This window comes from Kitasatospora cinereorecta (genome assembly GCF_024172095.1).
Classification (GTDB): Bacteria; Actinomycetota; Actinomycetes; order Streptomycetales; family Streptomycetaceae; genus Kitasatospora; species Kitasatospora cinereorecta.
Window position 1 is genome coordinate 135,857 of the sequence record NZ_JAMZDX010000006.1, and the last position, 23,694, is coordinate 159,550.

At 72.1% G+C, this 23,694-nt stretch carries 20 protein-coding genes; 13 read left to right on the top strand and 7 right to left on the bottom strand.

Going from position 1 to position 23,694, the window contains the following annotated elements:
• Window positions 1-209 precede the first annotated feature (209 nt).
• The 9 genes from FHR36_RS29900 to FHR36_RS29940 all read left to right on the top strand — a co-directional run bounded on the left by FHR36_RS29900 (window position 210) and on the right by FHR36_RS29940 (window position 7,836).
• Window positions 210-635 (top strand): nuclear transport factor 2 family protein, encoded by a 426-nt coding sequence (locus FHR36_RS29900; protein ID WP_253802238.1) that lies wholly within the window; start codon window positions 210-212, stop codon window positions 633-635.
• Window positions 635-2,182, top strand: coding sequence for a GMC family oxidoreductase (locus FHR36_RS29905; RefSeq protein WP_253802240.1), 1,548 nt, complete (start codon window positions 635-637; stop codon window positions 2,180-2,182). The genes FHR36_RS29900 and FHR36_RS29905 overlap by 1 nt, the downstream gene beginning before the upstream one ends.
• A gap of 21 nt (window positions 2,183-2,203) precedes the next feature.
• A complete protein-coding gene (locus FHR36_RS29910) occupies window positions 2,204-3,007 on the top strand; it encodes an ester cyclase (RefSeq protein ID WP_253802242.1) in 804 nt (267 codons plus the stop codon).
• A gap of 48 nt (window positions 3,008-3,055) precedes the next feature.
• Window positions 3,056-3,427: a nuclear transport factor 2 family protein gene (locus FHR36_RS29915; protein ID WP_253802244.1), complete on the top strand. Its 372-nt coding sequence runs from the start codon at window positions 3,056-3,058 to the stop codon at window positions 3,425-3,427.
• Window positions 3,428-3,434: 7 nt separating this feature from the next.
• On the top strand, window positions 3,435-3,881 hold the full coding sequence (locus FHR36_RS29920) for a VOC family protein (protein WP_253802246.1): 447 nt from the start codon (window positions 3,435-3,437) through the stop codon (window positions 3,879-3,881).
• Window positions 3,882-3,975: 94 nt separating this feature from the next.
• The gene (locus FHR36_RS29925) at window positions 3,976-5,154 is read left to right on the top strand and encodes a low temperature requirement protein A (RefSeq protein ID WP_253802248.1); all 1,179 of its coding nucleotides are present in this window, start codon (window positions 3,976-3,978) and stop codon (window positions 5,152-5,154) included.
• A 156-nt stretch (window positions 5,155-5,310) separates the two neighbouring features.
• Window positions 5,311-6,519, top strand: a complete 1,209-nt coding sequence (locus FHR36_RS29930) for an MFS transporter (RefSeq protein ID WP_253802250.1) — start codon at window positions 5,311-5,313, stop codon at window positions 6,517-6,519.
• A gap of 42 nt (window positions 6,520-6,561) precedes the next feature.
• A complete protein-coding gene (locus tag FHR36_RS29935) occupies window positions 6,562-6,936 on the top strand; it encodes a nuclear transport factor 2 family protein (protein WP_253802253.1) in 375 nt (124 codons plus the stop codon).
• A gap of 72 nt (window positions 6,937-7,008) precedes the next feature.
• On the top strand, window positions 7,009-7,836 hold the full coding sequence (locus FHR36_RS29940; RefSeq protein WP_253802255.1) for an SDR family NAD(P)-dependent oxidoreductase: 828 nt from the start codon (window positions 7,009-7,011) through the stop codon (window positions 7,834-7,836).
• Window positions 7,837-7,903: 67 nt separating this feature from the next.
• On the opposite strand, the gene FHR36_RS29945 is transcribed toward FHR36_RS29940, so the two are convergent.
• The 5 genes from FHR36_RS29945 to FHR36_RS29965 all read right to left on the bottom strand — a co-directional run bounded on the left by FHR36_RS29945 (window position 7,904) and on the right by FHR36_RS29965 (window position 15,638).
• The gene (locus FHR36_RS29945) at window positions 7,904-9,154 is read right to left on the bottom strand and encodes an IS701 family transposase (protein ID WP_253802256.1); all 1,251 of its coding nucleotides are present in this window, start codon (window positions 9,152-9,154) and stop codon (window positions 7,904-7,906) included.
• Between the two features lie 94 nt (window positions 9,155-9,248).
• Window positions 9,249-11,423: an AGE family epimerase/isomerase gene (locus FHR36_RS29950; RefSeq protein ID WP_253802257.1), complete on the bottom strand. Its 2,175-nt coding sequence runs from the start codon at window positions 11,421-11,423 to the stop codon at window positions 9,249-9,251.
• Window positions 11,420-13,555, bottom strand: coding sequence for a glycogen debranching protein GlgX (gene glgX, locus FHR36_RS29955; RefSeq protein ID WP_253802258.1), 2,136 nt, complete (start codon window positions 13,553-13,555; stop codon window positions 11,420-11,422). The genes FHR36_RS29950 and glgX overlap by 4 nt, the downstream gene beginning before the upstream one ends.
• A 7-nt stretch (window positions 13,556-13,562) precedes the next feature.
• Entirely contained in the window at window positions 13,563-14,255 is a 693-nt protein-coding gene (locus FHR36_RS29960) for an SDR family oxidoreductase (RefSeq protein WP_253802259.1), read from the bottom strand.
• A gap of 39 nt (window positions 14,256-14,294) precedes the next feature.
• A complete protein-coding gene (locus tag FHR36_RS29965; protein WP_253802260.1) occupies window positions 14,295-15,638 on the bottom strand; it encodes a nucleotidyltransferase family protein in 1,344 nt (447 codons plus the stop codon).
• 281 nt (window positions 15,639-15,919) lie between these two features.
• Here FHR36_RS29965 and FHR36_RS29970 point away from each other — a divergent pair, with 281 nt between their 5' ends.
• Window positions 15,920-16,363 carry an HAD family hydrolase gene (locus tag FHR36_RS29970; RefSeq protein WP_253802261.1) on the top strand — a complete coding sequence of 148 codons (444 nt, stop codon included), beginning with the start codon at window positions 15,920-15,922 and terminating at the stop codon, window positions 16,361-16,363.
• 214 nt (window positions 16,364-16,577) lie between these two features.
• Window positions 16,578-18,194 carry an FAD-binding oxidoreductase gene (locus tag FHR36_RS29975; RefSeq protein WP_253802263.1) on the top strand — a complete coding sequence of 539 codons (1,617 nt, stop codon included), beginning with the start codon at window positions 16,578-16,580 and terminating at the stop codon, window positions 18,192-18,194.
• An 85-nt stretch (window positions 18,195-18,279) separates the two neighbouring features.
• Here FHR36_RS29975 and FHR36_RS29980 read toward each other — a convergent pair whose 3' ends face one another.
• A complete protein-coding gene (locus tag FHR36_RS29980; RefSeq protein WP_253802265.1) occupies window positions 18,280-19,545 on the bottom strand; it encodes a Mu transposase domain-containing protein in 1,266 nt (421 codons plus the stop codon).
• A 311-nt stretch (window positions 19,546-19,856) separates the two neighbouring features.
• Here FHR36_RS29980 and FHR36_RS29985 point away from each other — a divergent pair, with 311 nt between their 5' ends.
• Complete coding sequence (locus FHR36_RS29985) at window positions 19,857-20,183, top strand: hypothetical protein (protein ID WP_253802266.1); 327 nt, start codon at window positions 19,857-19,859, stop codon at window positions 20,181-20,183.
• A 148-nt stretch (window positions 20,184-20,331) separates the two neighbouring features.
• The gene (locus FHR36_RS29990; RefSeq protein WP_253802269.1) at window positions 20,332-20,907 is read left to right on the top strand and encodes a DUF2637 domain-containing protein; all 576 of its coding nucleotides are present in this window, start codon (window positions 20,332-20,334) and stop codon (window positions 20,905-20,907) included.
• A 305-nt stretch (window positions 20,908-21,212) separates the two neighbouring features.
• Here FHR36_RS29990 and FHR36_RS29995 read toward each other — a convergent pair whose 3' ends face one another.
• A complete protein-coding gene (locus FHR36_RS29995) occupies window positions 21,213-23,483 on the bottom strand; it encodes a discoidin domain-containing protein (protein WP_253802271.1) in 2,271 nt (756 codons plus the stop codon).
• Between the last annotated feature and the right edge of the window lie 211 nt (window positions 23,484-23,694).

Here is a 23,694-nt window from a genome sequence, read left to right on the forward strand (position 1 = left end):
CCAGAGCCGCCGCCCCACCCGCCGGGACACTGCGAAGTCAGTGAAAGCACTTCGGCATGTCAGCCCCTGTGAGCAGCCGAGTTGCCGAAGGACGGGAGGGGACTTCGCACAGTACGAAGCCTTGCACAGAAGGCCGTTGACGCTCCGGCGGGCCGGATTCTAGCGTCCCTGTCAGCCGCGCTCACGAATTGCGGGAAGGGGAGGCGGAAATGTCCGACGCCAACTCCGGGCAGAACCCGGAGATCAGGGAATTCGCACAGAACTGGTTCGATCTGCTGAGCCGTCACGACCCGGTGGCCGAGCTGCTGCCGCTGGTGGTGGACGAGGGCCTGGACATGGCGTTCCCGGAGCGCACGCTCCGCTCGCACGCCGACTTCCGGGACTGGTACGCCGTGGTCGGCGAGGCCTTCGCCGACCAGAGCCACACCCTGGAGGCTTTCTCCGCAACCGAGGCGGACGGCCGGGTCGACATCGAGCTGGCCGTGGTCTGGGCCGCCAAGCACGTGGAGGACGGCGTCCGGCGCGCCTTCCGGGTGGAGCAGAGCTGGCAGCTGGCCCGCACGCCCGGCACCGGCGCGCTGCGGATCGCCCGCTACCGGGTCGGCACCCTCACCCCGGTCGAGGACGCCGGCTGATGGCCGCCGACTACGTGGTGGTCGGCGCCGGTTCGGCCGGCGCCGCGGTGGCCGCCCGGCTCAGCGAGGACGGCTTTGCGAACGTCGTCCTGCTGGAGGCCGGCGGCTGGCCCGAGCGCGAGGAGCTGCACCGCACCGACGCCGGTGCGCTGCTCGCGCTGCTCACCGCCGACTGGAGCGCGAGCATCGACTGGGGGTACGCCACCGAGCCGGAGCCCGGCGTGAACGAGCGCCGGATCCCGGTCGCCCGCGGCCGCCTGGTCGGCGGCTGCAGCGCGGTCAACGCCCTGATGTGGGTGCGCGGCAGCAGCCGGGACTACGACGGCTGGCGCGACCTGGGCAACCCCGGCTGGGGCTACCAGGACGTGCTGCCGTACTTCCGGCGCTCGGAGGACTTCGCCGGCGGCGGGTCCGCCTGGCGCGGCACGGGCGGCCCGGTGCAGGTCGCGGCGCCCGCCGAGCCGACCCCGCTGGCCGGGGCGTTCGTCGCGGCGACCCGGGAGGCCGGCTACCGCAGCGGCGGCGACTACAACGCCGAGCACCAGGAGGGTTTCGGGTTCCACTACCAGCACACCCGGACCCCGCAGGGCCGCCGGTCCAGCACCGCGACCGCGTACCTGCTGCCGGCGCTGGGCCGCACCAACCTCACCGTGGAGACCGGCGCCCGGGCCACCCGGGTGCTGGTCGAGGACGGCCGGGCGGTCGGCGTCGAGTACGTCCAGGGCGACCGGACGCACACCCTGCGCGCCGAGCGCGAAGTGATCGTCTGCGCGGGCGCGTTCGAGAGCCCCAAGCTACTGCTGCTCTCCGGCATCGGCCCGGCCGATCAGCTGCGCGCGGCGGGCGTCGAGGTGGTCCTCGACCTGCCCGGGGTGGGCCGCAACCTGCAGGACCACCTGTTCGCGCCGGTCTGCTACGAGTCGCTGCGCGACCTGCCGCCCGAGGCGCCGCTGTCCGAGGCCGGCCTGTTCACCCGGACCGCGGCGGCCGACCCCTCGCGCGGCCCGGACCTGCAGTTCACCTTCGGGCCGGTGAAGTTCCTGCCCGCCGGCGCCCCCGCCGAGCTGTGGCAGGGCCCCGGCTTCACCTTCGCGCCCATCGCGCTGCTGCCCGCGAGCCGCGGCACGGTGACCCTGCGCGACACCGACCCGCGCTCCACCGCGGTGGTGCGGCCCGGCTACCTGAGCGACCCGGCCGACCTGGACGTCCTGGTCGAGGGCGTCCGGCTGGCCCGGGAGCTGGCCCACACCGCGGCCTTCGACGACTTCCGCGGGGAGGAGTACGGCCCCGGCAAGGAGGCCGTCGACACCGCGGAGCTGCGCGCGTACGTCCGCGCCAACGCCACGACGCTCTGGCACCCCGCCGGCACCTGCCGGATGGGCACCGGACCGGACGCCGTGGTCGACCCGGACCTGCGGGTGCACGGCATCGACGGCCTGCGGGTCGCCGACGCCTCGGTGATGCCGACCGTGGTGGCCGGCAACACCAACGCCCCCAGCGTGATGATCGGCGAGAAGGCCGCCGATCTGATCCTCAACCGTCCCTGATCCCTCGGCAGGAGGCCGACGATGGCAGACCAGCAGGCGAACCTCGACCTGTACCGGCGCTTCCTGGACGCGCTGAACCGCAACGACCCCGACGGCATCGCCGCCGTGATCGACCCCGCGTTCCAGGACCACCACCCGGGCTTCGACATCAGCAGCCTGGAGAGCTACCAGCAGGCCCTCAAGGCCGCCCACGACTCGCTCGACCTGCGCGGGGAGCTCCAGGAGGCGTTCACCGCCGGGGACCGCGTGGTCACCCGGGTGAAGCTCACCGGCACCCACCGCGGCGAGGTGCTCGGCATCCCCGCCACCGGCCAGGCGGTCGAGTGGACCACCACCGAGATCTGGCGGGCCGAGGACGGCCTGCTCGCCGAGCGCTGGGCGCAGGACGACCTGCTCGGCCTGAAGGCGCAGCTGGCCCGCGGCGCGGAGAACACCGCCGTGGTGCAGAAGGTCAGCGACGCGGTCAACGCGCACCGCTACGACGACCTGGACGAGCTGTTCGGCCCCGAGTTCCGGGACAACAACCCGGCCTGGAGCGTGGCCAGCCTGGAGGAGCTCAAGGGCATCATCATCGGCGCCCACGAGGCGCTGGACTTCCACGCCCACCTGGACGCCCTCTACCCGGCCGACCCGGACAAGGTGATCATGCACATCACCTTCACCGGCCGGCACGTCGGCCCGTTCTTCGGGATCGAGCCGACCGGCAAGGAGGTCACCTGGACCAGCCTGGAGGTCTACCGGCTGGAGCACGGCAAGGTCGTCGAGCGCTGGGTGCAGGCCGACACCGCGGGCCTGATGCGCCAGATCGGCGTCGAGCTCCCGTAACGCCCCTACCCACCCACCGAGTTAACCCCCAGACCCAGGAGGAGACCCATGGACACCAGGGGTGTCGTGGACCGCTACTACGAGCTCGCCAACGCGGGCGACTGGAACCCGTGGTGCGACCTGTTCGCCGTCGACACGGTGATGGACGAGCAGCTCGCCGGGCACGTCGAGGGCCGGGAGACGCTGCGCGGGATGATGCGCGGATTCCCGGACATGTACGCCGAGTTCGCCAACAAGCCGGTCCACGTCGTGATCGACGGCGAGCAGGCGGCCGTGGTCTCGCACATCACCGGGCGCACCCACGGCGGCGTGGAGATCGAGGCCGAGGTGTGCAACTACTTCCGCATCGTCGGCGGCGAGATCGTCTACATGGCGAACTTCCACGACAGCGCGCCGTTCGCCCCCGTGTTCGGGAAGTGAGGCCGCGATGACCGCACCCGCCTCGCTGCGCTGGGCGCACGTCGGGCTCAACTGCCGCGACCAGGCGGCCACCGAGGAGTTCTACACCCGCTGGTTCGGCTTCCGCCGGGCCCGGGTGGTGGCCGGCGACGGCTGGCAGGTGGTGTTCCTGCGCCGCGGCGAGGCCTGGCTGGAGCTGTTCGCCAGTGACGCCGAGCCCGCCCCGGCCGCCAAGGAGGACGGGCCGGCCAACCCCGGCGCGGTCCGCCACCTGGCCTTCCAGGTGGACGACGTGGACGCCTTCCTGGCCGGCGCCGAGGGCGAGTTGAGCGTCTCGCTCGGCCCGCTCGACTTCGACGAGTACATCACCGGCTGGCGCACGGTCTGGGTCACCGACCCGGACGGCGTCGTCATCGAGGTCAGCCAGGGCTACACCGACCAGACCCCCGAGGAGCTGGCCCGGTACGACGCCTGACCCCCACCGGCCGGTCCGTCCGCCCACCCGGCGGGCGGGCCGGCCACTGCCCGTACCGCCCGGACGTCCGCGCCCGGGCAGAGAGGGTGAAGAGATGTTCCACCACCACCGCCACGAGCGCGCCGCCGACGGCACCCGCTCCCGGGCCACCTGGGCGGAGCTGTTCTACGACATCGTGCTCGCCTTCGGCGTCAGCCAGACCACCCACATCCTCGGCCACTCCCCCAGCTGGGCGACGTTCGGCCAGGCCCTGCTGATGCTCACCCCGCTGTGGTGGGCCTGGGTGGACGTCGCGCTGGCCGTCACGATGGTCGAGGAGACCCACGTCGAGCGGCTGCTGCTGCTCGCCGCCGGCCTGGCCACCTACGGCATGGGCGTGGCCGCGCCGCGGGCGATGTCCGGGCACGCCGAGGCGGCACTGTTCGCCGGCTCCTACCTGGTGCTGCGGCTGCTGATGGGCGAGGCCACCCGCCGCGAACGCCCCTTCGCCCGCACCATCCACCCGTACTCGGCCGGCGTGGTGTTCGCGCTGGCGCTCACCGCCGGCGCCTTCGTCAGCGGTCCGGCCCGGGCGGCGATCTGGGCCGGCGCCATCCTGGCCGAGGCGGTGCTGCCCGCGGTGATGAGCCGCCGGCTGCACGCCATGACCTACAGCGCGGCCCATCTGCCCGAGCGCTTCGGCCTGTTCATCATCATCGCGCTCGGCGAGAACATCCTCGCGGTCGGCGCCCGGGCCTCCGCCGGGGCGCTCACCGCCGCGCTGGTCGCCGCGCTGGTGCTCAGCTTCGTGATCGGCGGCGCGCTGTGGTGGCTGTACTTCCACCTCGCCGCGCCCGCCGTCGAGCACTCGATGCGCACCCACCGCACCCCGGCCACCGTGGTGCGCGACGTGCTCAGCTACGGCCACCTGGTGCTGGTGCTCGGCCTGCTGCTGGTCGCGGTCGGCACCGGCAACACGGTCGCCCACCCCACCGGCGTCTCGCACGACCCGAGTGCGGCCCTGCTCCCGATCGGCGCCGCGCTCTTCGCGCTGACCTTCGGGTACACCCGCTGGCGGATGTTCGGCGCCGCCTCGGCCACCCGGATCGGGGCCGGGCTGTGCCTGCTCGGCCTGGCCGCCGGAGCCCCGTTCCTGCCCGCGATCGCCACCCTGGGGGCGACCGCCGTCCTGCTGGTCGCGGTCAACGGCCTGGAGCACTGGCTGGTGGCCACCGGACGCCGCGTACCGCTGCTGTTCCACCGTCCTGTTCCCACCGGTCACGAGTTGACGTAGTGCCGCTGACGACCTTTCACAGTGCCCCGCGGGGGAGCGGTCCAAGCGCTGGACTTCGGCCACCTGGCTAGCGTTTTGGACGCGGGCACGCCCAGCCGATGCCGTCACCCGAATCTGCTCACCGTGCACCGGAATCCACCTGCGAAACGAGGTCCCGTGAATCCTCGAAACCCCACTCCTGCCCTGCTCGCGCTGGCACTCGGCTACTTCAGCCTGGGCACCATCTCGCTCGCCGTGGTCGGCCTCAACGCCCCGATCGGCAAGAGCCTGGAGGTCGCCCCGGCCAGCGTCGGCCTGCTGGTCACCGTGTTCGCCCTCACCTTCGCGGTGGGCGCGCCGACGGCACCGGCCCTGCTGCGCCGGATGGACCGCAAGAAGGTCCTGCTGCTCGGCCTGGCGCTGCTCACCGTCGGCGGCGCGCTCAGCGCCGTCGCCCCCGACTACACCACGATGACGCTCACCCGGGTGATCGGCGCGATCGGCGCGGCGATCTTCGGACCGGCGTCCTCCGCGGCCGGCGCGGCCATCGTCGGACCGGAGCGGCGCCACCGGGCGCTGGCCACGGTGTTCGCCGGCATGACCGCCGCCTCGGTGCTCGGCGTCCCGCTCGCCTCCTTCCTGGGCTCCACGCTGAGCTGGCGCCCGGCCCTGCTGGGCGTCAGCGTGCTCTCCGCGCTGGCCCTGGTGCTGGTGGCGGTCCTGGTGCCCGACCTGCCGGCCGGCGAACCGCCGACCGCCCAGGCCTACCGGGCCGCGCTGCGCACCCCCGGCGCGCTGCCCACCGTCACCACCACCCTGCTGTTCATGGCCGCCCAGTTCACCGTGTACGCGGTGGCCGGCGCCTACCTGGCGGCCCGCTTCGACGCCAGCGCCGGGATGGTCTCCGGCACCCTGATGGCCTTCGGCGTCGTCGGCGTCCTCGGCAACGCGCTGGCGCCGCGGATCAGCGAGAAGCTCGGCGGCACCCGCACCATCACGGTGTCGCTGACCGGCCTCGGCGTGGCCCTGGCCCTGCTGGTCGTCACCCCGAAGGCGGCGGTCGCCGGCCTGCTGCTGTTCGCCGTCTGGGCCTTCTTCAGCCAGATGTACCAGGCTCCACAGCAGGCCCGGCTGATCGCCATCCTGCCCGCCCATCCTGCGCTGATCCTGGCGCTGAACGCCTCCGCGCTGTACCTGGGCATGAGCCTGGGCAGCCTGATCGGCTCCACCTTCCTGCCCTCGGTCGGCGCGACGCTGATGCCCGCGCTCGCCCTGCTGCTGCTTCTCGCGGCAGCCGGCGCGCACGTGCTGTCCGGCCGCGGCACCAAGGCTCCGGCGGCCCCGGCTCCGGCCGAGCAGCCGGTCCCCGCACCGTCCAACTCCTGACCACCAGGCACCACCGAAACCCAACGAACGGGAGAGTCCGCGATGTCCGAGAACAACAAGAAGCTGGTCACCGACTACCTCACCACGATCTGGAACGAGGGTGAGACCGACGAGGCCGACCGCTTCCTCGCCGAGAACCTCATCCAGCACAACCCCAACCTGCCCGACGGCCGCAAGCCGCTGGTCGACTTCGTCGCCGGGTTCAAGACCCAGGTGCCGAACGGCCGGTTCGAGGTCAAGCGGATCGCCTCCGACCACGACCTGGTCTTCGTGCACAGCCACTTCACCGCGCAGGACGGCGACCGCGGCATGGCCGTGGTGGACGTCTTCCGCATCGAGGACGGCCTGATCGCGGAGCACTGGGACGTCAAGGAGAACGTGCCGGAGACCACCGCCAGTGGCCACCCGATCGTCTGATCGGCCATCCGCTGCCCGGAAGCACCGACGGCGCTTCCGGGCAGCGCCCTTCTCCAGACCCCGGAGGCTGCTGTGACCCCCATCGAAGAACAGACCGTCCTCATCACCGGCGCCACCGACGGCCTCGGCCGCGCCATGGCCCGCGAACTCGCCGCCCAGGGCGCCACCCTGGTGCTGCACGGCCGCAGCCAGGAGCGGGGCGAGGCCCTGCTCGCCGAGCTGCGCGCCGAGACCGGCAACGACCGGATCAGCTACCTGCTGGCGGACTTCGCCCGGCTCTCCGACGTCCACAAGCTGGCCGAGCAGGCGGCCGGCCTGGAGCGGCTCGACGTCCTGGTCAACAACGCCGGCATCGGCGTCGAACTCGACCGCCAGGAGAGCTGGGACGGCCACGAGCTGACCTTCCAGGTCGACTACCTGGCCGCGTACGTGCTCGCGGTGCGCCTCGCCCCGCTGCTGGCCCTCTCCGCGCCGGCCCGGATCGTCAACGTCAGCTCGGCCGGCCAGGCACCGATCAACTTCGACGACGTGATGCTGCGCCGCCGCTGGGACGGCGTCCAGGCATACTGCCAGGCCAAGCTGGCCCAGATCATGCTCACCTTCGACCTGGCCGAGGCGCTGGCCGGCACCGGGGTGACGGTCAACGCGCTGCACCCGGCCTCGTACATGCCCACCAAGATGGTGGTCAACCTCTTCACCCCGCAGAGCACCGTCGCCGAGGGCGTGCGGCACACCCTGCGGCTGGTCACCGACCCGGCGCTGGAGGGGGTGACCGGGCGGTACTTCAACCGCTCGGACGAGGCCCGGGCCAGCAGCCAGGCGTACGAGAGCGGCGCGCGGTCGCGGCTGCGGACGCTGAGCGAGGAGCTGACCGGGGTGCCGTTCGGCGCGGCGCGCTGAACGCTTCCCGGCCGCAGCGGTGTGGGGGCGGGCCCGACGGGACCGCCCCCACGGCGCCGGTGACCGGTCAGCCGGTGGCCGAGGACTCGTGGGCGGACTCCAGGTCGGCCAGCCGGCCCAGCAGGTCGTAGCCGTGGGCGGCGGCGACCAGGGTGACGTGGTGGTGCCAGCCGCGGTAGGAGCGGCCCTCGAAGTCGCCGAGGCCCAGGTCGCGGTGCAGCCGCTCGACGGTGTCGGCGGAGCGGCCGCGCAGCTCGGCGAGGGCGACCAGTTCGGGCAGCCGGTGCACCGGGAGGTTGGTCACCCAGTAGGTGCGCGGCTGGGAGCGGCCGAACGGCCACTCGACCACCAGGTGGCGGGGGGCGGCGGGCACCAGGTCGGCGAAGCGGCCGCGGCGGGCGCTGCGCCCGTCGGAGAGCGGCACCACCAGGAACTGCGAGTGCCGCACCCGGGCGGTCGGCCCCTCCCGCCAGGCCAGCACCGCGCGGTCGCCCTGCGGGACCAGCTCGTCGGCGAGCTCGGCGGCCCGGCGGCGGACGGTGGCGGGCATCCGGCGCACCGGCTGGGCGCCGTGGGTGACCGGTAAGGCCCGCTGGGCGCCGGTGGCGCAGGCGGGCAGCGCGGTGCCGGCGCCGACCTCGACCAGATAGCCGAGCCCGCGCTCCTCCAGGCCGAGCAGCAGCGGCTCGACCTCCTTCTCGCTGCTCCAGTCGGCGAGCACGGGCGCGCTGGGGACGTCCCAGCCCAGCATCTCGTCGACCGAGTCGAGCACGTGCTGCCAGCGCGGCAGGTGCCGGGCCTCCTCCGGGAGGTGGGCCTGGGTGCGCAGCTCCAGGTCGGTGTCCCAGTGCCGGGGCAGCGCCAGCTGCCAGGTGACCGGCTGGGCGCCGTGCGGGTGGACCAGCGAGGTGGCCAGGGCCAGCTGGCAGTTCATGGTGCGGCCCTCGGCGGGGACGAACTGGCGGGCGACGCCGGCCGAACGGGTGCCGTTCTTGGCGAACACCACGTCGTCGACGGCCCAGGCGTGCGGGGCGGCGGCCGCGGCGACCAGCTCGGCGAGCCGGCGGCGGACGTCGCCCACCTCCCAGGTGGACTGGTTGACGAACTGCTGGATGGGCTGCACCATGCGTCGGCCGAGCACCTGCTCGGAGATGTTGGCGGGGGTCTTGCGGCCGTCCGCCTGGCGCAGGCCGCGGAGGTAGACCTCGCCCCAGCGCCGCTGGTCGGAGCGGGCGAAGCCGCTGAAGAGTTCGTGGCAGTACGCGGAGATTCCGTCCTGCCGCAGGCCGGCGTGCGGTGCACGGAAGTTCGAAATCATGGACACATCGATCCTTGGGTGAGGTTCTGGCGCGATGGCGGTCGGGCCGGGCCCCGCCCCCGCCGGGTGGGGCCGGCGGGGGCGGGGCGGCGGGTCAGTCCGTGACGCAGGTCCGGTCCTCGTCGACCAGGAAGGCGTCGGTGGCCAGCAGGGCCGAGGTGACCTCGGGGAGGCTGCAGCCGACGATCACGAAGTCGACCTCGAGGCCCATCTTGGCGCGCTGGAACAGCAGTTCGTTGATGGCCGGGCGGCCGATCTCGGTCACCTTGCAGAGGTGGAACTCCACCCGGCGGGGCTCCACCGACAGCGCCTCGGTCAGGCAGCGGCGGAACTTCTCCAGCTCCTCGCGGTCGATCACGCCCTCGCAGTGGATGTGCGCGGTCTTGCCGTCGAAGTCGCTGGAGACCCGCAGCCGCATGTCGGCCGGCTCGATCTCCACCCGGACCTTCAGCGGGCGGCTGCTCAGCGGCAGCCGGACGGTCAGCTGCTTGGGGTCGAAGTCCTCGTACGGCTCGTCGTCGATCCACACCCGGGCGAGCTGGACCGAGCCGTACGGCAGCAGGTCCGGCGCCACCCGCAGCAGGTGGTCGGGGAAGGCCCCGGGCTGCGGCCGGAAGTGCAGGGTGAGCGGTGCCGAGGTGATCAGCAGCCCGGTGTAGGCGGCGGCCAGGTAGCACAGCTCCAGCGCGTGGTAGCCGGCCATCGAGTGGCTGCCCTTGAGCCGCTCGGTGCCGACCAGGTACGGGATGCCGTTGGCCAGCACGTTGAAGTAGACGCCGCCGTCGTCGTAGTCGAGGAAGAAGGCGTTGTAGAAGGCGGCGGACTCGCGGGCCAGGCGGCGGTGCTCCGGGTCGCCGGAGACGCCGGCCAGGACGAGGTAGGCCAGGATCGCCTGCTCCTGCTGCCACCAGGCCTTGCGGTCGTGCCAGACCAGGTGGTGGGCGCCGGTGTCCGGGTCGGCCACCCGCTCCACTACGTCGTACCAGCCGCCGCGCTGCTGGTCGCTGCCGACCGCCGGCATCAGCTCGGCGATCCGCTCGGCCAGTTCGGAGTAGCGCGCCTTGTCGTGCAGGGCGCGGATCCGGGTCAGGTTCCAGGCGATCTTGAGGTTGTGGCCGACCACCGCGCGGTTCTGCTGCCAGCCCCAGGTGCGGTCGGCGCTCCAGTCGCCGTGGAAGCGCTCCTGGACGAACGGGCTGACCGGCTCGTCGGGGAAGCGCTCGGCGATGGTGTCCGCAGTCTCCTCCAGCAGCTTCGAGAAGTCCTCGCGGCCGGTGGCGAGATAGGCGTTGATCAGGTACGCCGGGGCGTGGTCGCCGATCGAGTTCCAGTTCTTGCGGGACCGGTTGCGGCCGAGCGAGTCGGCCCGCGGGTCCATGGTGATCGGGTCGAGGTGGGAGAAGAAGCCGCCCTGGTCCTCGTCCCGGAAGAAGCGCTCGAACAGCGCGACCGTGCGGTCGATGTCGTCGAGGATCCGCGGGTCGCCGGTGATCCGGTAGGTCTGGGTCGGCCCGGCCAGCGCGTAGATCTGCTCGTACATCGGGATGGCGTCGAAGTCGTCGCCGAACTCCGAGGCGTAGACCTTGCGTTGACCGGCCTCGCTGATGTCGATGCCGTGGTACCAGTAGACGACGCCCTCCGCATCGTCGGCGACCCGCATGTGCTCGCGCAGGTACTCGGTGCCGGACTCGGCCGCGTTCAGGAACCGCTCCTCACCGGTGAGCATGAAGGCGGTGGCCAGGCCGTACACCAGCCGGGAGATGGTGTCGGTCTCCTGGCGCACGTCCTCGCCGGTGAAGTCCGGGACGTGGGTGCCGCTCAGGGTGAGCCTGGTGCGGAAGCTGCGCCAGTCGTACCGGCCGTCCTTGCCGGGGCCGTCCGGGAAGTGGCCGCGCAGGTAGAAGTCGGCGATCTCGGCGGCCTGCTGCACCCACCAGTTGGGGTGCTCGAAGACGTAGTTGCCGCGGCTGGTCTCCGGGAAGGTGATCTGCCGGGCCTCGATCCGCTCGCCGCCGTCCCAGCGGTAGAACAGGCCGTAGACGAAGACGTACCGGCCCTCTGCCAGCATGTCGCGGGTGGCCTCGCCGGTGTCGCGCGGGCCGTCGCCGAGGTTGCGGACGATCTCCGAGCTCAGGAAGCCGTTCAGGTGGATGGTGAACTCGCGCCCGTCCGAGGTCCGCAGGCCGAACCGGTCGTGGGCGGGGTCGTAGCTGGTGACGTAGCCGGCGATGCTGTCGGAGTACATCCGCCGGGTGTCGGGGGCGTTCATGGTCGCGTTCCTCCCTCGTCGGGCAGCGCCGCCAGGACGACGACGCTGCGGCCCTGGGCATGGAAGGTGTGGCCGTGGACGGGCGCCTCGGCGCCGGGTGCGAGGACGTCCTCGCCGGCGCCCTGCGCGGTGTCCACCAGGCGGGCCCACCGGTGGCCGTCGATCGACGGCAGCTCGAAGTCCAGGCCCAGGTGGAACATGTTGAGGATGACGTGCAGGTCCGGGTCGCCGTCGAAGCCGGCCAGGGTGAGCGCCAGCACCCTGGCCTGCGGGTCGTCCCAGCCCGGCTGCTCCAGCCGGGTGCCGTGCCAGGTGACGTCGGGCAGGCCGCGGGCGTTGGTGCGGCCGGAGAAGAACCGGGCCTCGCGCACCGCGCGCAAGCGCCGGCGCAGGGCGATCATGTTCCGGAAGAAGTCCCGGACCTCGGTCTCCTTCTCGGCCTGGTCCCAGTCCAGCCAGGCGGTCTCGTTGTGCTGGCAGTAGGCGTTGTTGTTGCCGCCCTGGCTGTTGCGGAACTCGTCGCCGGCCAGCAGCATCGGCACGCCCCGGCTGAGCAGCAGCACGGCGGCGTGGTTCTTGATCTGGCGCACCCGCAGCCGCTCGACGTCCGCCGAGTCGCTGGGGCCCTCCACGCCGCAGTTCCAGCTGAAGTTCTCGTGGGCGCCGTCCGCGTCGGCCTCGCCGTTGGCCCAGTTGTGCTTGTCGTTGTAGCTGACCAGGTCGTTGAGCGTGAAGCCGTCGTGGCAGGTGATGAAGTTGACGCTGTTGGTGGGCAGTTCGCCGTCCTTGCCGAACAGGTCGGGCGAGCCGCCGAGCCGGGTGGCGACGGTGCCGACCAGGCCGGCGTCACCGCGCACGAAGCGCCGGACGTCGTCCCGGTACGGGCCGTTCCACTGGGCCCAGCGCTTCCCGGGGAAGCGGCCGACCTGGTAGAGGCCGCCGCCGTCCCACGGCTCGGCGATGATCTTCGATTCGGAGAGGATCCCGGACAGCTCGATGCCCCACAGCACCGGCGGCACGTCCATCTCGTAGCCGCCGGCCCCGCGCGAGAGCTCCGAGGCCAGGTCGAACCGGAACCCGTCCACGTGGTGCTCGGTCACCCAGTACTCGAGGCACTCGATGATGAACTTGGCCACCGCCGGGTGGTTGGCGTTGATCGCGTTGCCGCAGCCGGTGAAGTCCATGTAGTGCCGGCGGTCCTGCGGCCACAGGTGGTAGTACACCTCGTTGGCCTGGCCGCGGAAGCTGATCACCGGGCCGTTCTCGTTGCCCTCCGAGGTGTGGTTGAAGACCACGTCGAGGATCACCTCGATGCCGGCCCGGTGCAGCGCCTTCACCATGTCGCGGAACTCGGTGATGTGGGTGCACTCGCACGGGTCCGAGCAGTAGCCGGTGTGCGGCGCGAAGAACCCGAACGGGTCGTAGCCCCAGTAGTTGTACAGCGGCGCGCCGTTCGGTCCGATCCGCAGCACCTGCCGCTCGTCGAAGTCGAAGATCGGCAGCAGCTCGACCGCGGTGACCCCGAGCTCCTTCAGGTACGGGATCTTCTCCACCACCCCGCTGAAGGTGCCGGGGTGGACCACCCGCGAGGACGGCGAGGCGGTCAGCCCGCCGACGTGCAGCTCGTAGATCACGGTGTCCGCCAGCGGGGTGCGCAGCGGCTCGTCGCCCTCCCAGTCGTAGCCGGCCAGGTCGACCACCATGCTGCGCATCGAGTAGGCGCAGTTGTCCTCGGTGCCGATGGCCCGGGTGCGGTCCCACAGCGAGTTGACGTTGGCCCGGGCGTACGGGTCGATCAGCACCTTGCGCGGGTTGAAGAAGGTGCCGGAGTCCTTGGTGCGGCGCGGGCCGTCCACCCGGTACGCGTACACCTGGCCCTTGGTCAGGCCGGAGAGGTGGCAGTGCCAGAAGTGGTAGCTGCGGTGCCGCTCCGGGTCGAGCGGGATCACCCGGGTCGGTGCCAGGTCCTCGTAGTGGGCGAAGAGCAGCAGGTCGACCCGGGTGGCGTGCTCGGAGTAGAGCGAGAAGTTGACCCCGTCGCCGTCCAGCGTGGCGCCGAGCGGCTGGGCGCGGCCGGGTCCGATCTCGGCCGCCTCGATCGCGGCCCTGCGGGCCTCGTGGTGTTGGCTCATGTCGTCGTCAGCCCACCGGCGTCCGGTCGCCCTGGAGTCCGGCGAACGCCTCGCTCCACGCCGGGGAGGTGGTGCCGGGCTCGTTGAAGATCTCGAAGGTGACACCGTCCGCGGCCGGGTGGAACAGTGCCTGGACGCAGGCCTCGGCCAGGTCGGGACGGGAGACCTGGCCGAAGCCCCGGTCGCCCTGCTCCAGCCGGACCCGCTCGCCGGCCTCCCGGGTGTCGGTGAGCCAGCCCGGCCGGATCACGGTGTACGGCAGGCCGGAGTCGCGGACCGCGTTCTCGCCGGCCAGCCGCCACTCCAGCACCCGGCCGTAGGCGTTCAGCGGATGGGCCAGGTGGGTGGCGTGGATCTGGCTGACCAGCACCACCCGGGGGCGGTGGCCGCCCTCGGTGGCGGCCGCCAGGGCGTTGCGCACGCCCTGGTAGACGGTGGTCTCCGGCCGGTCCGGGCCGCTGTCGGCGGTGCCCGGGTCGACGCAGTAGACCAGGGCCGCGGTGCCGGCCAGCGGTTCGCTCAGGGTCTCCGGCCGGCGGACGTCGCCCTCGAAGAAGAGCGCGCCGGGCGGCAGGCTGCGCCTGGCGTGCTGCACGCTGCGGCCGATCGCGCGGACCGGCGCGCCGCGGTCCAGCAGGCGCTGGGCGACCAGGCGGCCCAGCCGTCCCGAGCCGCCGATCACCGCCACGGGGTTGTCCATCGCTTGCTCCTTCTCTCTACGGATGTCGCTCGGTGGCACTCAGATCCAGCGCAGGATGTCGTCGGAGTTGGTCAGCCGGGTGCCCGAGGGCAGGTTGGCCAGGGCCGGCACCCGCAGCCGCGGGTAGATGCTGACCCCGGTGAGCCGGGTGCCCTGCCAGACGTGCACGCCGTCGCCGACCGCGCAGTAGCCGTCCATCCGGACCGGGTTGTCCCGGGTGGAGTGGATGTCGGCCATCGGCCCGATGTAGGAGTCGCTGATCCGGGCGTACGGGCCGACCATCGAGGAGTCGCCGAGCGAGGTGCCGCTCAGCCGGGCGCCCTCGCGCAGCTCCGCGCCGTCGCCGATGTCGGCGTGCTCCAGCCGGACGCCGGAGCCGATGGTGACGTGCCGGCCGATCCGCACGCCCTGGCCGATCACCACGTCGCCGCCGGCGATCTTGTCGGCGAGGGTGGTGCCGGAGACGTCGTCCTTGGTGTGCAGGCTGCTCTCGTGGATCCAGTACCGCGGGCGGTCGCTGCGCGGCTCGGGCATCAGCCGGTTCATCTGGTGGAAGTCGCCGGAGAGCACCTGGCGGAGCGTCACCAGGTAGTCCTCGACGTTGCCGAGGTCGCCGAGCCTGGCGATGTGGTGCGCGGCCACCGTGCGGCCGTGCTCGACCAGCCAGGGCAGCAGGTCGCCGCCCCAGTCGAGGCGCTGCTGGGCCTGCCGCATCAGCTGCGGCTCCCGGGCGGCCAGCCGCAGCCGGCGGCAGTCCACCAGGTACATGCCCGCGTTGGTGGGCACCAGGGCGCAGCTGTCGCTGGTCGCCTCCGGGAAGATCTCGTGCACCCGCGCCAGGCTGGGCTTCTCGACGAAGCCGGAGACCAGGCCATCGGCGCCGGTGCGCATCGCGCCGTACTTGCCGGCCACCTCGAGCGGGCTGCGGGCCACCGCGGCCACGGTGACCACGGCGTTGCTCTCCTCGTGGGTGGCCTCCAGCTCGGCGAGCGAGAAGTCGAAGACCGAGTCGACCGGGAGCACCAGCGCCCGCTCGGTCAGGTCCCACTGCTCCAGGTTGTGCAGGGTGGCGGCGCCGGACCCGACGTTGTAGCGGTCGAAGCTGGAGCGCGAGTAGCGCACCTCCACCCCGTACCGCTCGCCGTGGCCCAGCAGCAGCTTGATCTGGCTGCGGTTCTCCAGGCCCTGCGCCACCACGTAGAAGCGGCGGATGCCCTGCTCGCGGCAGGCGTCGATGACCCACTCGATCAGTCGTCGGCCCGCGAACGGGATCAGCGCCTTGCTCCGGATGTAGTCCGCGGACTCGAGGGTGATGGGCTTCGCGCGCTCTCCCCGTCCGCCGGCCAGGATGATCCCGACCGTCCCGCCGTCTCGCTCGGCCATCTCGCTTCCCCTGGCTAGGCGACCTTGTCACGGCAGATACAACACCCGATGTCAAATCGTGTCAAGGAAAGCTGTAAAGTTGCTGGACATGCCCATGTCATATGCCGCGCGACAAGGGGGAACCGAATCAATACCGGCCGGAATATTATTCCGGCGGGAATAGAGAATCAGCCGCCCGGCAAAGTCGAGCCTTCACGACGCCAAATGCGTGCGGCATGATTATCCGGTCGGTCGCGCCCCACGCGCGAACGGAGCAAGAGCAGCACGGGAACGGGGGGAACGTGATCAACCAGCGTGGCCGCCGCGCGGCATTCTTCGACGTGAGACACAACCTGCTGTCGGCCGGCTCGGCACTCACCGTGCTGGAGGCCGCGGCCCGCCACCGCTCGGCCGGCGACCTGCTGGTCTGCGTCGCCGGCGGCCCACCGCCCGGCGACGGCACCGACCGGCCGGCCGCCGGCCGCCCGACCACCTCGGGCACCGGCTTCGCCGCCGATCTGGTGCTGTACGCCGACGCGCCGGACGAGGCGGGCTCCGAGGTGGTGGTGGAGGCGATGGCCCGGCTCGGTCTGGACGCCGCCCAGTGCTTCGCCTACGGCGACCACCGCGAGGGCCTCACCATCCTGCGGGTGGTCGGCAATCCGCGGGTGGTCGGCCGCGATCCGCTGATGACGGAACTCGCCCGCGACCGCGGCTGGCCCGTCCTGCACACCGCGCAGTACTGACCGGACCGCGCCGTACCGACCGGAACTCGCCCTTCCGAAAAAGCCCGGTATCCGATAGTCGCCCACCGCACCTGACGCAGTGCCGCGTCCGGCCCGCGGTGGGCGGCGCCCCACCGCCGGGGCTGCATATCGTGCCCGATATTCGGTCCGATCGCGCGCATTCCGGCCATTCGGCGGGGCGGCCGCGACAACGGGAAAGGGCTTGGTGTTGACCTTGGCTGAAACGACCCGTCGCGGGTTCCTCGGGGTGGCCGCCGCACTCGGCGGCACTGTGGCACTCCCCTCGCTTGACAACGTGACGGACGACTCTGTCAACAACGCTGTCGATTCGGCCGCGGTACGGACCCCGTCCGCCCGCGCCATCGCCTCCACCGACCCGCGCTACCTCGACCTCACCTCGCGCGGCTACAACGGACGCTTCGTCGGCCGGCCCGACACCGTCCGGGTGGTGTACACCACCGCGCAGGTGGTCTCGGTGGTGAACGAGGCGGTGCAGGGCGGGCGGCAGATCGCCGTCCGCAGCGGCGGCCACTGCCTGGACGGACTGGTCGACGACCCCGCGGTGCGGACGCTGATCGACGTCTCCGAGATGAACGCGGTCTCCTACGACCCCGCCCGCCGCGCCTTCATGGTCGAGGCCGGCGCCACCCTCGGCCACGTCTACCGCACCCTCTACCTCGACTACGGCGTCACCGTCCCCGGCGGCACCTGCCCGACCGTCGGCGTCGGCGGCCACGTCACCGGCGGCGGTTACGGCGCGCTCTGCCGCGCCCACGGCGCGATCGTCGACCACCTGTACGCGCTGGAGGTGGTCGTGGTGGACGCCTCCGGCACCGCCCGCGCCGTGGTCGCCACCAGCGACCCGGGCGACCCCAACCGCGAGCTGTGGTGGGCGCACACCGGTGGCGGCGGCGGCAACTTCGGCGTGGTCACCCGCTACTGGTTCCGCACCCCCGGCGCCACCGGCACCGACCCGTCCGGACTGCTGCCCAAGCCCCCGGCCACCCTGCTGAAGGCCGCCGCGGTGTGGAAGTGGAGCGACCTGAACGCGGCCGACTTCGCCGCCGTCGTCCGCAACCACGGGGCCTGGCACACCGCCAACAGCGCCGACGGCTCGCCCTACGCCGGCCTGCACAGCGTGCTGATCCTCGGCAACGCCGCGCTCGGCACCGTGACCCTCAGCGCCCAGATCGACGGCACCCTCCCCGACGCGGCCGGCCTGATGACCCGCTACCTCGACGCGGTCGCGGCGGGCGTCCAGGCACCCGCGGCCCGCAGCCAGTCCACCTCACCGTGGCTGAAGGCCACCCTGAAGGACCCGTACGACACCGGAGCGTTCAACCGCACCAAGTCCAAGGGCGCCTATCTGCGCCGGGGTTGGGACGACGGCCAGATCGCCACCCTGTACCGCTACCTCTCCGACCCCGGCTACGACGGGCACAGCTCGATCCTGCTCTACTCCTACGGCGGCCGGGCCAACACCGTCGCCCCCGACGCCACCGCGATGCCCCAGCGCGACTCCGTCCTCAAGGCCAACTTCACCACCTACTGGGCCGACCCCTCGCAGGACGCCCGCCACCTGGCCTGGATGCGCTCGCTCTACCGGGACGTGTACGCGGCCACCGGCGGCGTACCGGTCAGCAACGCGGCCAACGACGGCTCCTACATCAACTACCCGGACGTCGACCTCGCCGACCCGCAGTGGAACACCTCGGGCGTGGCCTGGCAGACGCTCTACTACAAGGACAACTACCCCCGCCTGCAGCGCGTCAAGGCCGCCTGGGACCCGAACAACGTGTTCCACCACGCGCTCTCGGTCACGGCCGGCTGACCCGGCCCCGCCGTCGGGCCCGGCCGGGCGAACCCCGGCCGGGCCCCGCGCGCTGTCGGGCTCGTGCGCTGTCGGGCTCGTGCGCTCAGGTCTGTGCGGCCGGAGCCGGCTGCGGGAGACGGTTCAGCCTGCGCAGCCGATCGGCCTCGGCCGCCGCTTCCGGGGAGAGCGGGCTGCGGGTCCGGGCGCTCGGACAGGGCGGCGCCTCGGCGGGGCGGTGCCGGGGCGAGTCCTGAAGGCCGACGATCTCCCGGCCGCGGGCCACCGTCAGCCCCGCGCCGCGCGGCGCGACGTCGTGGCGGGCGATCACGGCCCCGCCGGTCGTGCTGATCGAGAGCCACGGCTCGTCGAGGCGCCGGCGCACCTCCACCACCGCCCCGGCCAGGTCGGGCGGGACGGTGTACCGGTTGCCGCGGAACGGGACCAGCCCCTGCGGGCCGACGACGCGGCGCACGCACACCCGCACCGGGTAGGGGGCGTCGGGCAGGCCGCGCAGCCGTCCTTGGGCCCCGGGTGCGGCGCGGGGTGCGGGCACCCTGCCGGCCGTCACCGGTGGCCGGTCCGACCGCACCGCCAGCCGGTCGAGCAGCAGCTGGGCCTGCGCCTCCGCCACGCCGTGTGCGGCCTCGCTCCACCAGCGCCGGAGGGCACCCGCCTCCTCGTCCTGGTCGGCGCGGCGGGCCCGGTCGAGTTCGACCTCCGCCCCGTAGTACCTGCCGACCCGGGTCAGCGCCGTCGTGAGCCGACCGGTGGCCGGGCAGCGCAGCGGGGTCGCCCGGTCGAAGCGCCAGCGCGGGGCGGTTCCGCCTAGGCGCCGCAGGACCTCGTCGATCGCCTCGACCACGTGCGGGAAGTCGGTGCCGTCGACCAGCACACCGCGCCAGCGGCCGGTACCGGCGAGCGAGCCGGTGAGCAGATGCACGAAGTACCCCTCGACAGGCGCCGACAGCGGCCTCCCGAGCGGGATCCACCGGAACCGGATCTCCTCCTCGGCGGTGCCCCCCGCGCCCGCCGGGCCGGGGAGCGGACCGAGGTGGCAGAGCCCGCAGGACGGCCGCACCCGGTGTCTGCGCAGCGCTCGCGTGAACGTGGAGTAGCCGCCGCAGTAGCCCAGTTCGACGATCTCGTCGAACAGGACGCTCGCCTGGAGGTGCGGATCGTCCTCCAGCCGCCGGCGGCAGTAGGGCAGGAAGACCAGGAACGCGTCCTCGGTGGAGGCGCGCACTCCGGGCACCCGGTCCCCCGTGAGGTAGGACCGCAGGGTCTTGCGGTCGCGCCCCAGGTGACCGGCGATCGCCGTGATCGACCACCCCTGGTCGTGCAGCCGACACGCGTCCAAGTATTCCGCCATGCTGAGCATCCCGAACCCCCACGTACTGGGCGTGCCGGACACGCCGCCTCCGAATTCGCCTCGGCTTCTTCGCAGGGACGAGACCCTACATCAACAATTTGAAGATCGGAATCAAGCGAAACGTTTCACCATTCATCGTCCACAGGGTAATTTCAGCGAGCGGAAATCCATGCCGCGCCACCCCCGTGGCGATACCATCGACTTCACGGCTTCGGGGGCCGGGGAACTCAGGAGAGCTGGCCGGACAACTACGATGGAAGGACACCCGGATTCCGCACAACCGGAGCAGAGACCGCTTCGTTGAGCCGGACGTGATTTCCACGCGTGATCAAATTGCTTCGAGCCCCCGCCATCGCGATCCGATCTGCCCGATCGGAGCCTGGCTCTTCGTGCCGGACCGGACCAACGCCGCAGGTGACGTCCAGACCGGCTACCTGGTGCGCAACGGCGAACGCGTCATCCTGCGGCACTGCTCCCGACTTCTCGCGGAATTCCTCCGCACCATTCGCCAGCTCGAGATCAGCTTCGCGGTCCGCGGCGGAACGCTCCCGCCGCCGATCGTTGTCATCACTCCCGGGATGTGTACACGGCGGCCAGGCTCCACCGAGACTCCGGAGCACGGGCCGAGCCATGTATGACCACCCGGACTCCTTATTCCGACCGCACGGCACACCTCACTACGACATCCTGGACCATCCCCCGCACCCGGCGGCCGACGAGCACCTCCATCGATATTCCGGAGCAGCCGCACCGTATGCCGATACGGGAACTTCGCCGACCATGGAAATGTTCGGCACCTGGAATCCGGACCTATTCGTCCCCCCTCCGCAGCGGGCCCGCCACCCGGATCCGTCCCCGCAGACCGACCACCTCCACGTACCCCGCGGCTCCCGCAAGCGCAGGCGCGCCCGGTCGACGGCCGAGCGGCGGACGAAGCTCGTCGGCGAGCTGTTCCGCGCCCTGATCGCGCTGGCCGTCACCATCGTGTGCGTGCTCGGCTGGACGCTGTCCTACGCCCCGCTGCAGGACCTGGCGTTCTCGCGGGTGCCGCCCGGCTTCTCGGAGCTCTGGCCGGCCGTCGTGTACGGCCCGTGGCTCGCCGGATGCCTCTCCATCCTGCGGGCCGCCCTCGACGGGCGGCGGTCCGTCCACTCGTGGGTGGTGGTCCTCGCGTTCTCAGCCGCCGCGACCGGACTGTGCGTCTGCGACATGTCCCGGAGCGCACCCGACATGATCGTCGCGGGACTGCCTCCCATCGCGGCCGCGATCTGCCTGGACCAGCTCGTGCGCCAGTTCGTCGCCCCGCAGCAGACGCGGCGCCCGCGGGCCCGGCACGTGGCACGGGTCCGGCGAACGGAGTAGTCGGACGGGGGGACGGGTGCCGGGCGGCACCACCGGCGGACGACAAGCGGGTTGAGCGGATTGAACGGGTTGAGCGGGTTGAGCAGCCATCAAGAGCTCCTCTTCGGCACGGCCTCGATCTCTCACGCGTGCAGCACTGCCACCCTACGGAGCCACCGGCATATGCACTGGTCGACTCGGAGACATCTGCACGGATTCACCCCATCGTGTGCGAGGGGCAGGCCACCGGGCGTGCGGGCCGGGGTGGCCCGGTCTCCGCACCGGCGCGGAGACCGGGGCGCGGAGACCGGGCCACCCCGGTGCTGTCAGGGGTAGGAGACGACGTCGCTCGGACCGCCGAAGCCGGAGTTGACGGCCGCACCGACCCCGTTGACCACCGAGTCGATGCCACCCGACCCGTTGAGGAACACGGTCAGCAGGTCGTGGAACTGCACGCCGGGCCGGTTGGGCGCCTGGAACGCGGTGCTGCTGTGGATGTCCGCGCCCTGGTTGAAGAACGAGTAGCTGCCCATGCCGTAGCCCTGGAAGCTGCTGACGTTGTTGCCGACGGCGAAGGCGGGGTAGCCCTTCTGGGTCGGGCTCGCCATCCACGCGGCCTGGTTCGGGACTTCGTACGGGTTCTCGTTCTGGAAGAAGACCACCTGGCCGCGCTGGCCGTTCCAGACCGTCTCGGTCTTCTGGAAGTGCTCGACGGCCAGGCCGGTGGCGACCACCCCGTCGCCGTTGACGATCAGACCGGTGTCGCTCTGGTCGCCGGTCCACGTCCCGGCGCCGGCGCCGTGGTCGGCGCGCCAGATCCAGGCGTCGTCGATCAGGGTGTCGTTGCTGTTGACGACCAGCGCGGTGGTCGCGCTGCCGGAGGTGGCGCCGCCGACCCGGAAGAAGACGTCGTTCAGGCTGATCGGGTCGGCGAGGTGGCTGCTGTGCGAGTTCGGGGTGCCGACCTGCAGCAGGACGGACGAGCGGACCGGTCCGGCGTCCAGGATCAGGCCGGAGATGTTGACCCCGTTGACGTCGGCGACCGTCATGGTGGCGTTGCCGGCGGTCGGGACGAGGGTGGCGAAGCCGAGGCCGACGACCTTGGTGCCCGGCCGGGTCACCCGCAGTGTGCTCGCCAGCTGGTACACGCCCGGGGTGAAGAGCAGGTTGTCACCGGCGGCCAGCGCCGCGTTGATCACGTCCGCGCTCGCGCCGGGCTGCACCACGTAGAAGGTGCTCAGCGGCAGCGAGGTGCCGGGCGTGGCGCCGTTGGCCCAGGTCGGGCCGGCGGAGTTGGTCCGGGCGTCCGGGGCGAACACCTGGTAGTTCCCGGCGGAGTCCAGGTACAGGTACGGCGCCTCGCGGGTCACCGGGCAGGTGGCCAGCGTGGTGTACGAGGAAGGACCGTTCGGCAGGCCGGAGTTGGCGGCGAAGGACTGCGCCGGTGCGCCCGGCGAGCCGCAGAACACCTGGTTCCAGACCGAGTTGCTCCACCCGTCGAGGTTGCTGTTGCGGGTGAAGTACTGCTGCTGCGAGCCGTTGGTGACGGTGCCACCGGTGAAGACCGAGTCGGCGATGAACCCGCCGGACGCCCACGCCGGGGAGCCGGTGCAGTAGTCCATCAGGGTCACGTTGCCGTTGATGTGCACCCGGCGCATCGGCGCGGCCTGGGAGACCGCCCAGAAGTCGGTGTTCCCGTAGCAGCCGGACTTGCCGGCCACGTTGACCGTCAGGTTGCTCAGCGAGCGCCAGAAGTTGGTGGTGGCGTAGCACTGGCTCTGGTCGCCGCCCACGCACTGGTTGTACGCGTCGACGCTGCCGTTGATCACCACGTCGCCCGGGTTCCGGCCGAGGCCGGCCACGGCCTCGTAGAAGCCGACCGAGAAGGTCAGCGGGCTGGCGGCGGAGCCGTAGGTGCCGGGCTTGAAGTACACGGCGTAGCGCTGCGGCCCGAACTCGTTGCCGCCCTGGGCGGCGGCCAGTGAGTCCAGCCTGCTCTGGATCGCGGACTGCGCCATCGACGGGTCGAAGACGATGACGTTTCCGCCGAGGCTGCCGCCGGTCGGCGGCGGCGGGGTGGTGGAGCCGGCGGTGTAGACGTTGAAGTCCACCACCGACCACCAGTTGGTGGTGGAGGCGGCGGTGAGCACCACCCGGACGTAGCGGGCGTTCTGGGTGGCGAAGGTGGTGGTCTGCTGCGCGCCGGTCCCGGTGGCGGTGGCCACGGTGGTGAAGGTGGCGCCGTCGCCCGAGACCTGCACCTGGTAGGCGCGGGCCCAGTCGCCGGCGTTGCCGCCGGAGTCCATGCCGATCCGGTTGAAGTTCCGGGTCGCGCCCAGGTCGATCTGGAGCCACTGGCCGGGCGCCTCGTAGGCGTCGGTGCTGAACCGGCTGCCCTTGTCGGCGTCGATGGCGTGTGCGGGGGCGTCGCCGGCGTTGGAGTCGGTGTTGGAGCTCGCCGTCCAGCCGGTCCGGTCGAGCGCGGTCTCGCCGGACGCCGCGCCGGCCTGGACGGCCGGGGCGGCGAGTGATCCGAGCAGGGCCGTCAGGACGACGGCCGCGCGGCCGAGGCGGCCGCGTGCTCTGGTGGGGGTCATGTGCGTACACCCTTCTGGTGGGGGCCCGAGCGGGTCGGGCGGTTCGGGGTTGTGCGGCACGTGGCGGATCGAGGGTGTTCGGCGGCGCCTGGCGAGGGTGGGGGCGGCGGGGTGCCGGATCCTGTGTGAACGGCTCCGGCGTGGGGCCGGAGCGCAGGTGGTGCGGCTCCGGCCTTGGGCCGGAGGACCGCGCGGCGGACCGGGAGCGTGC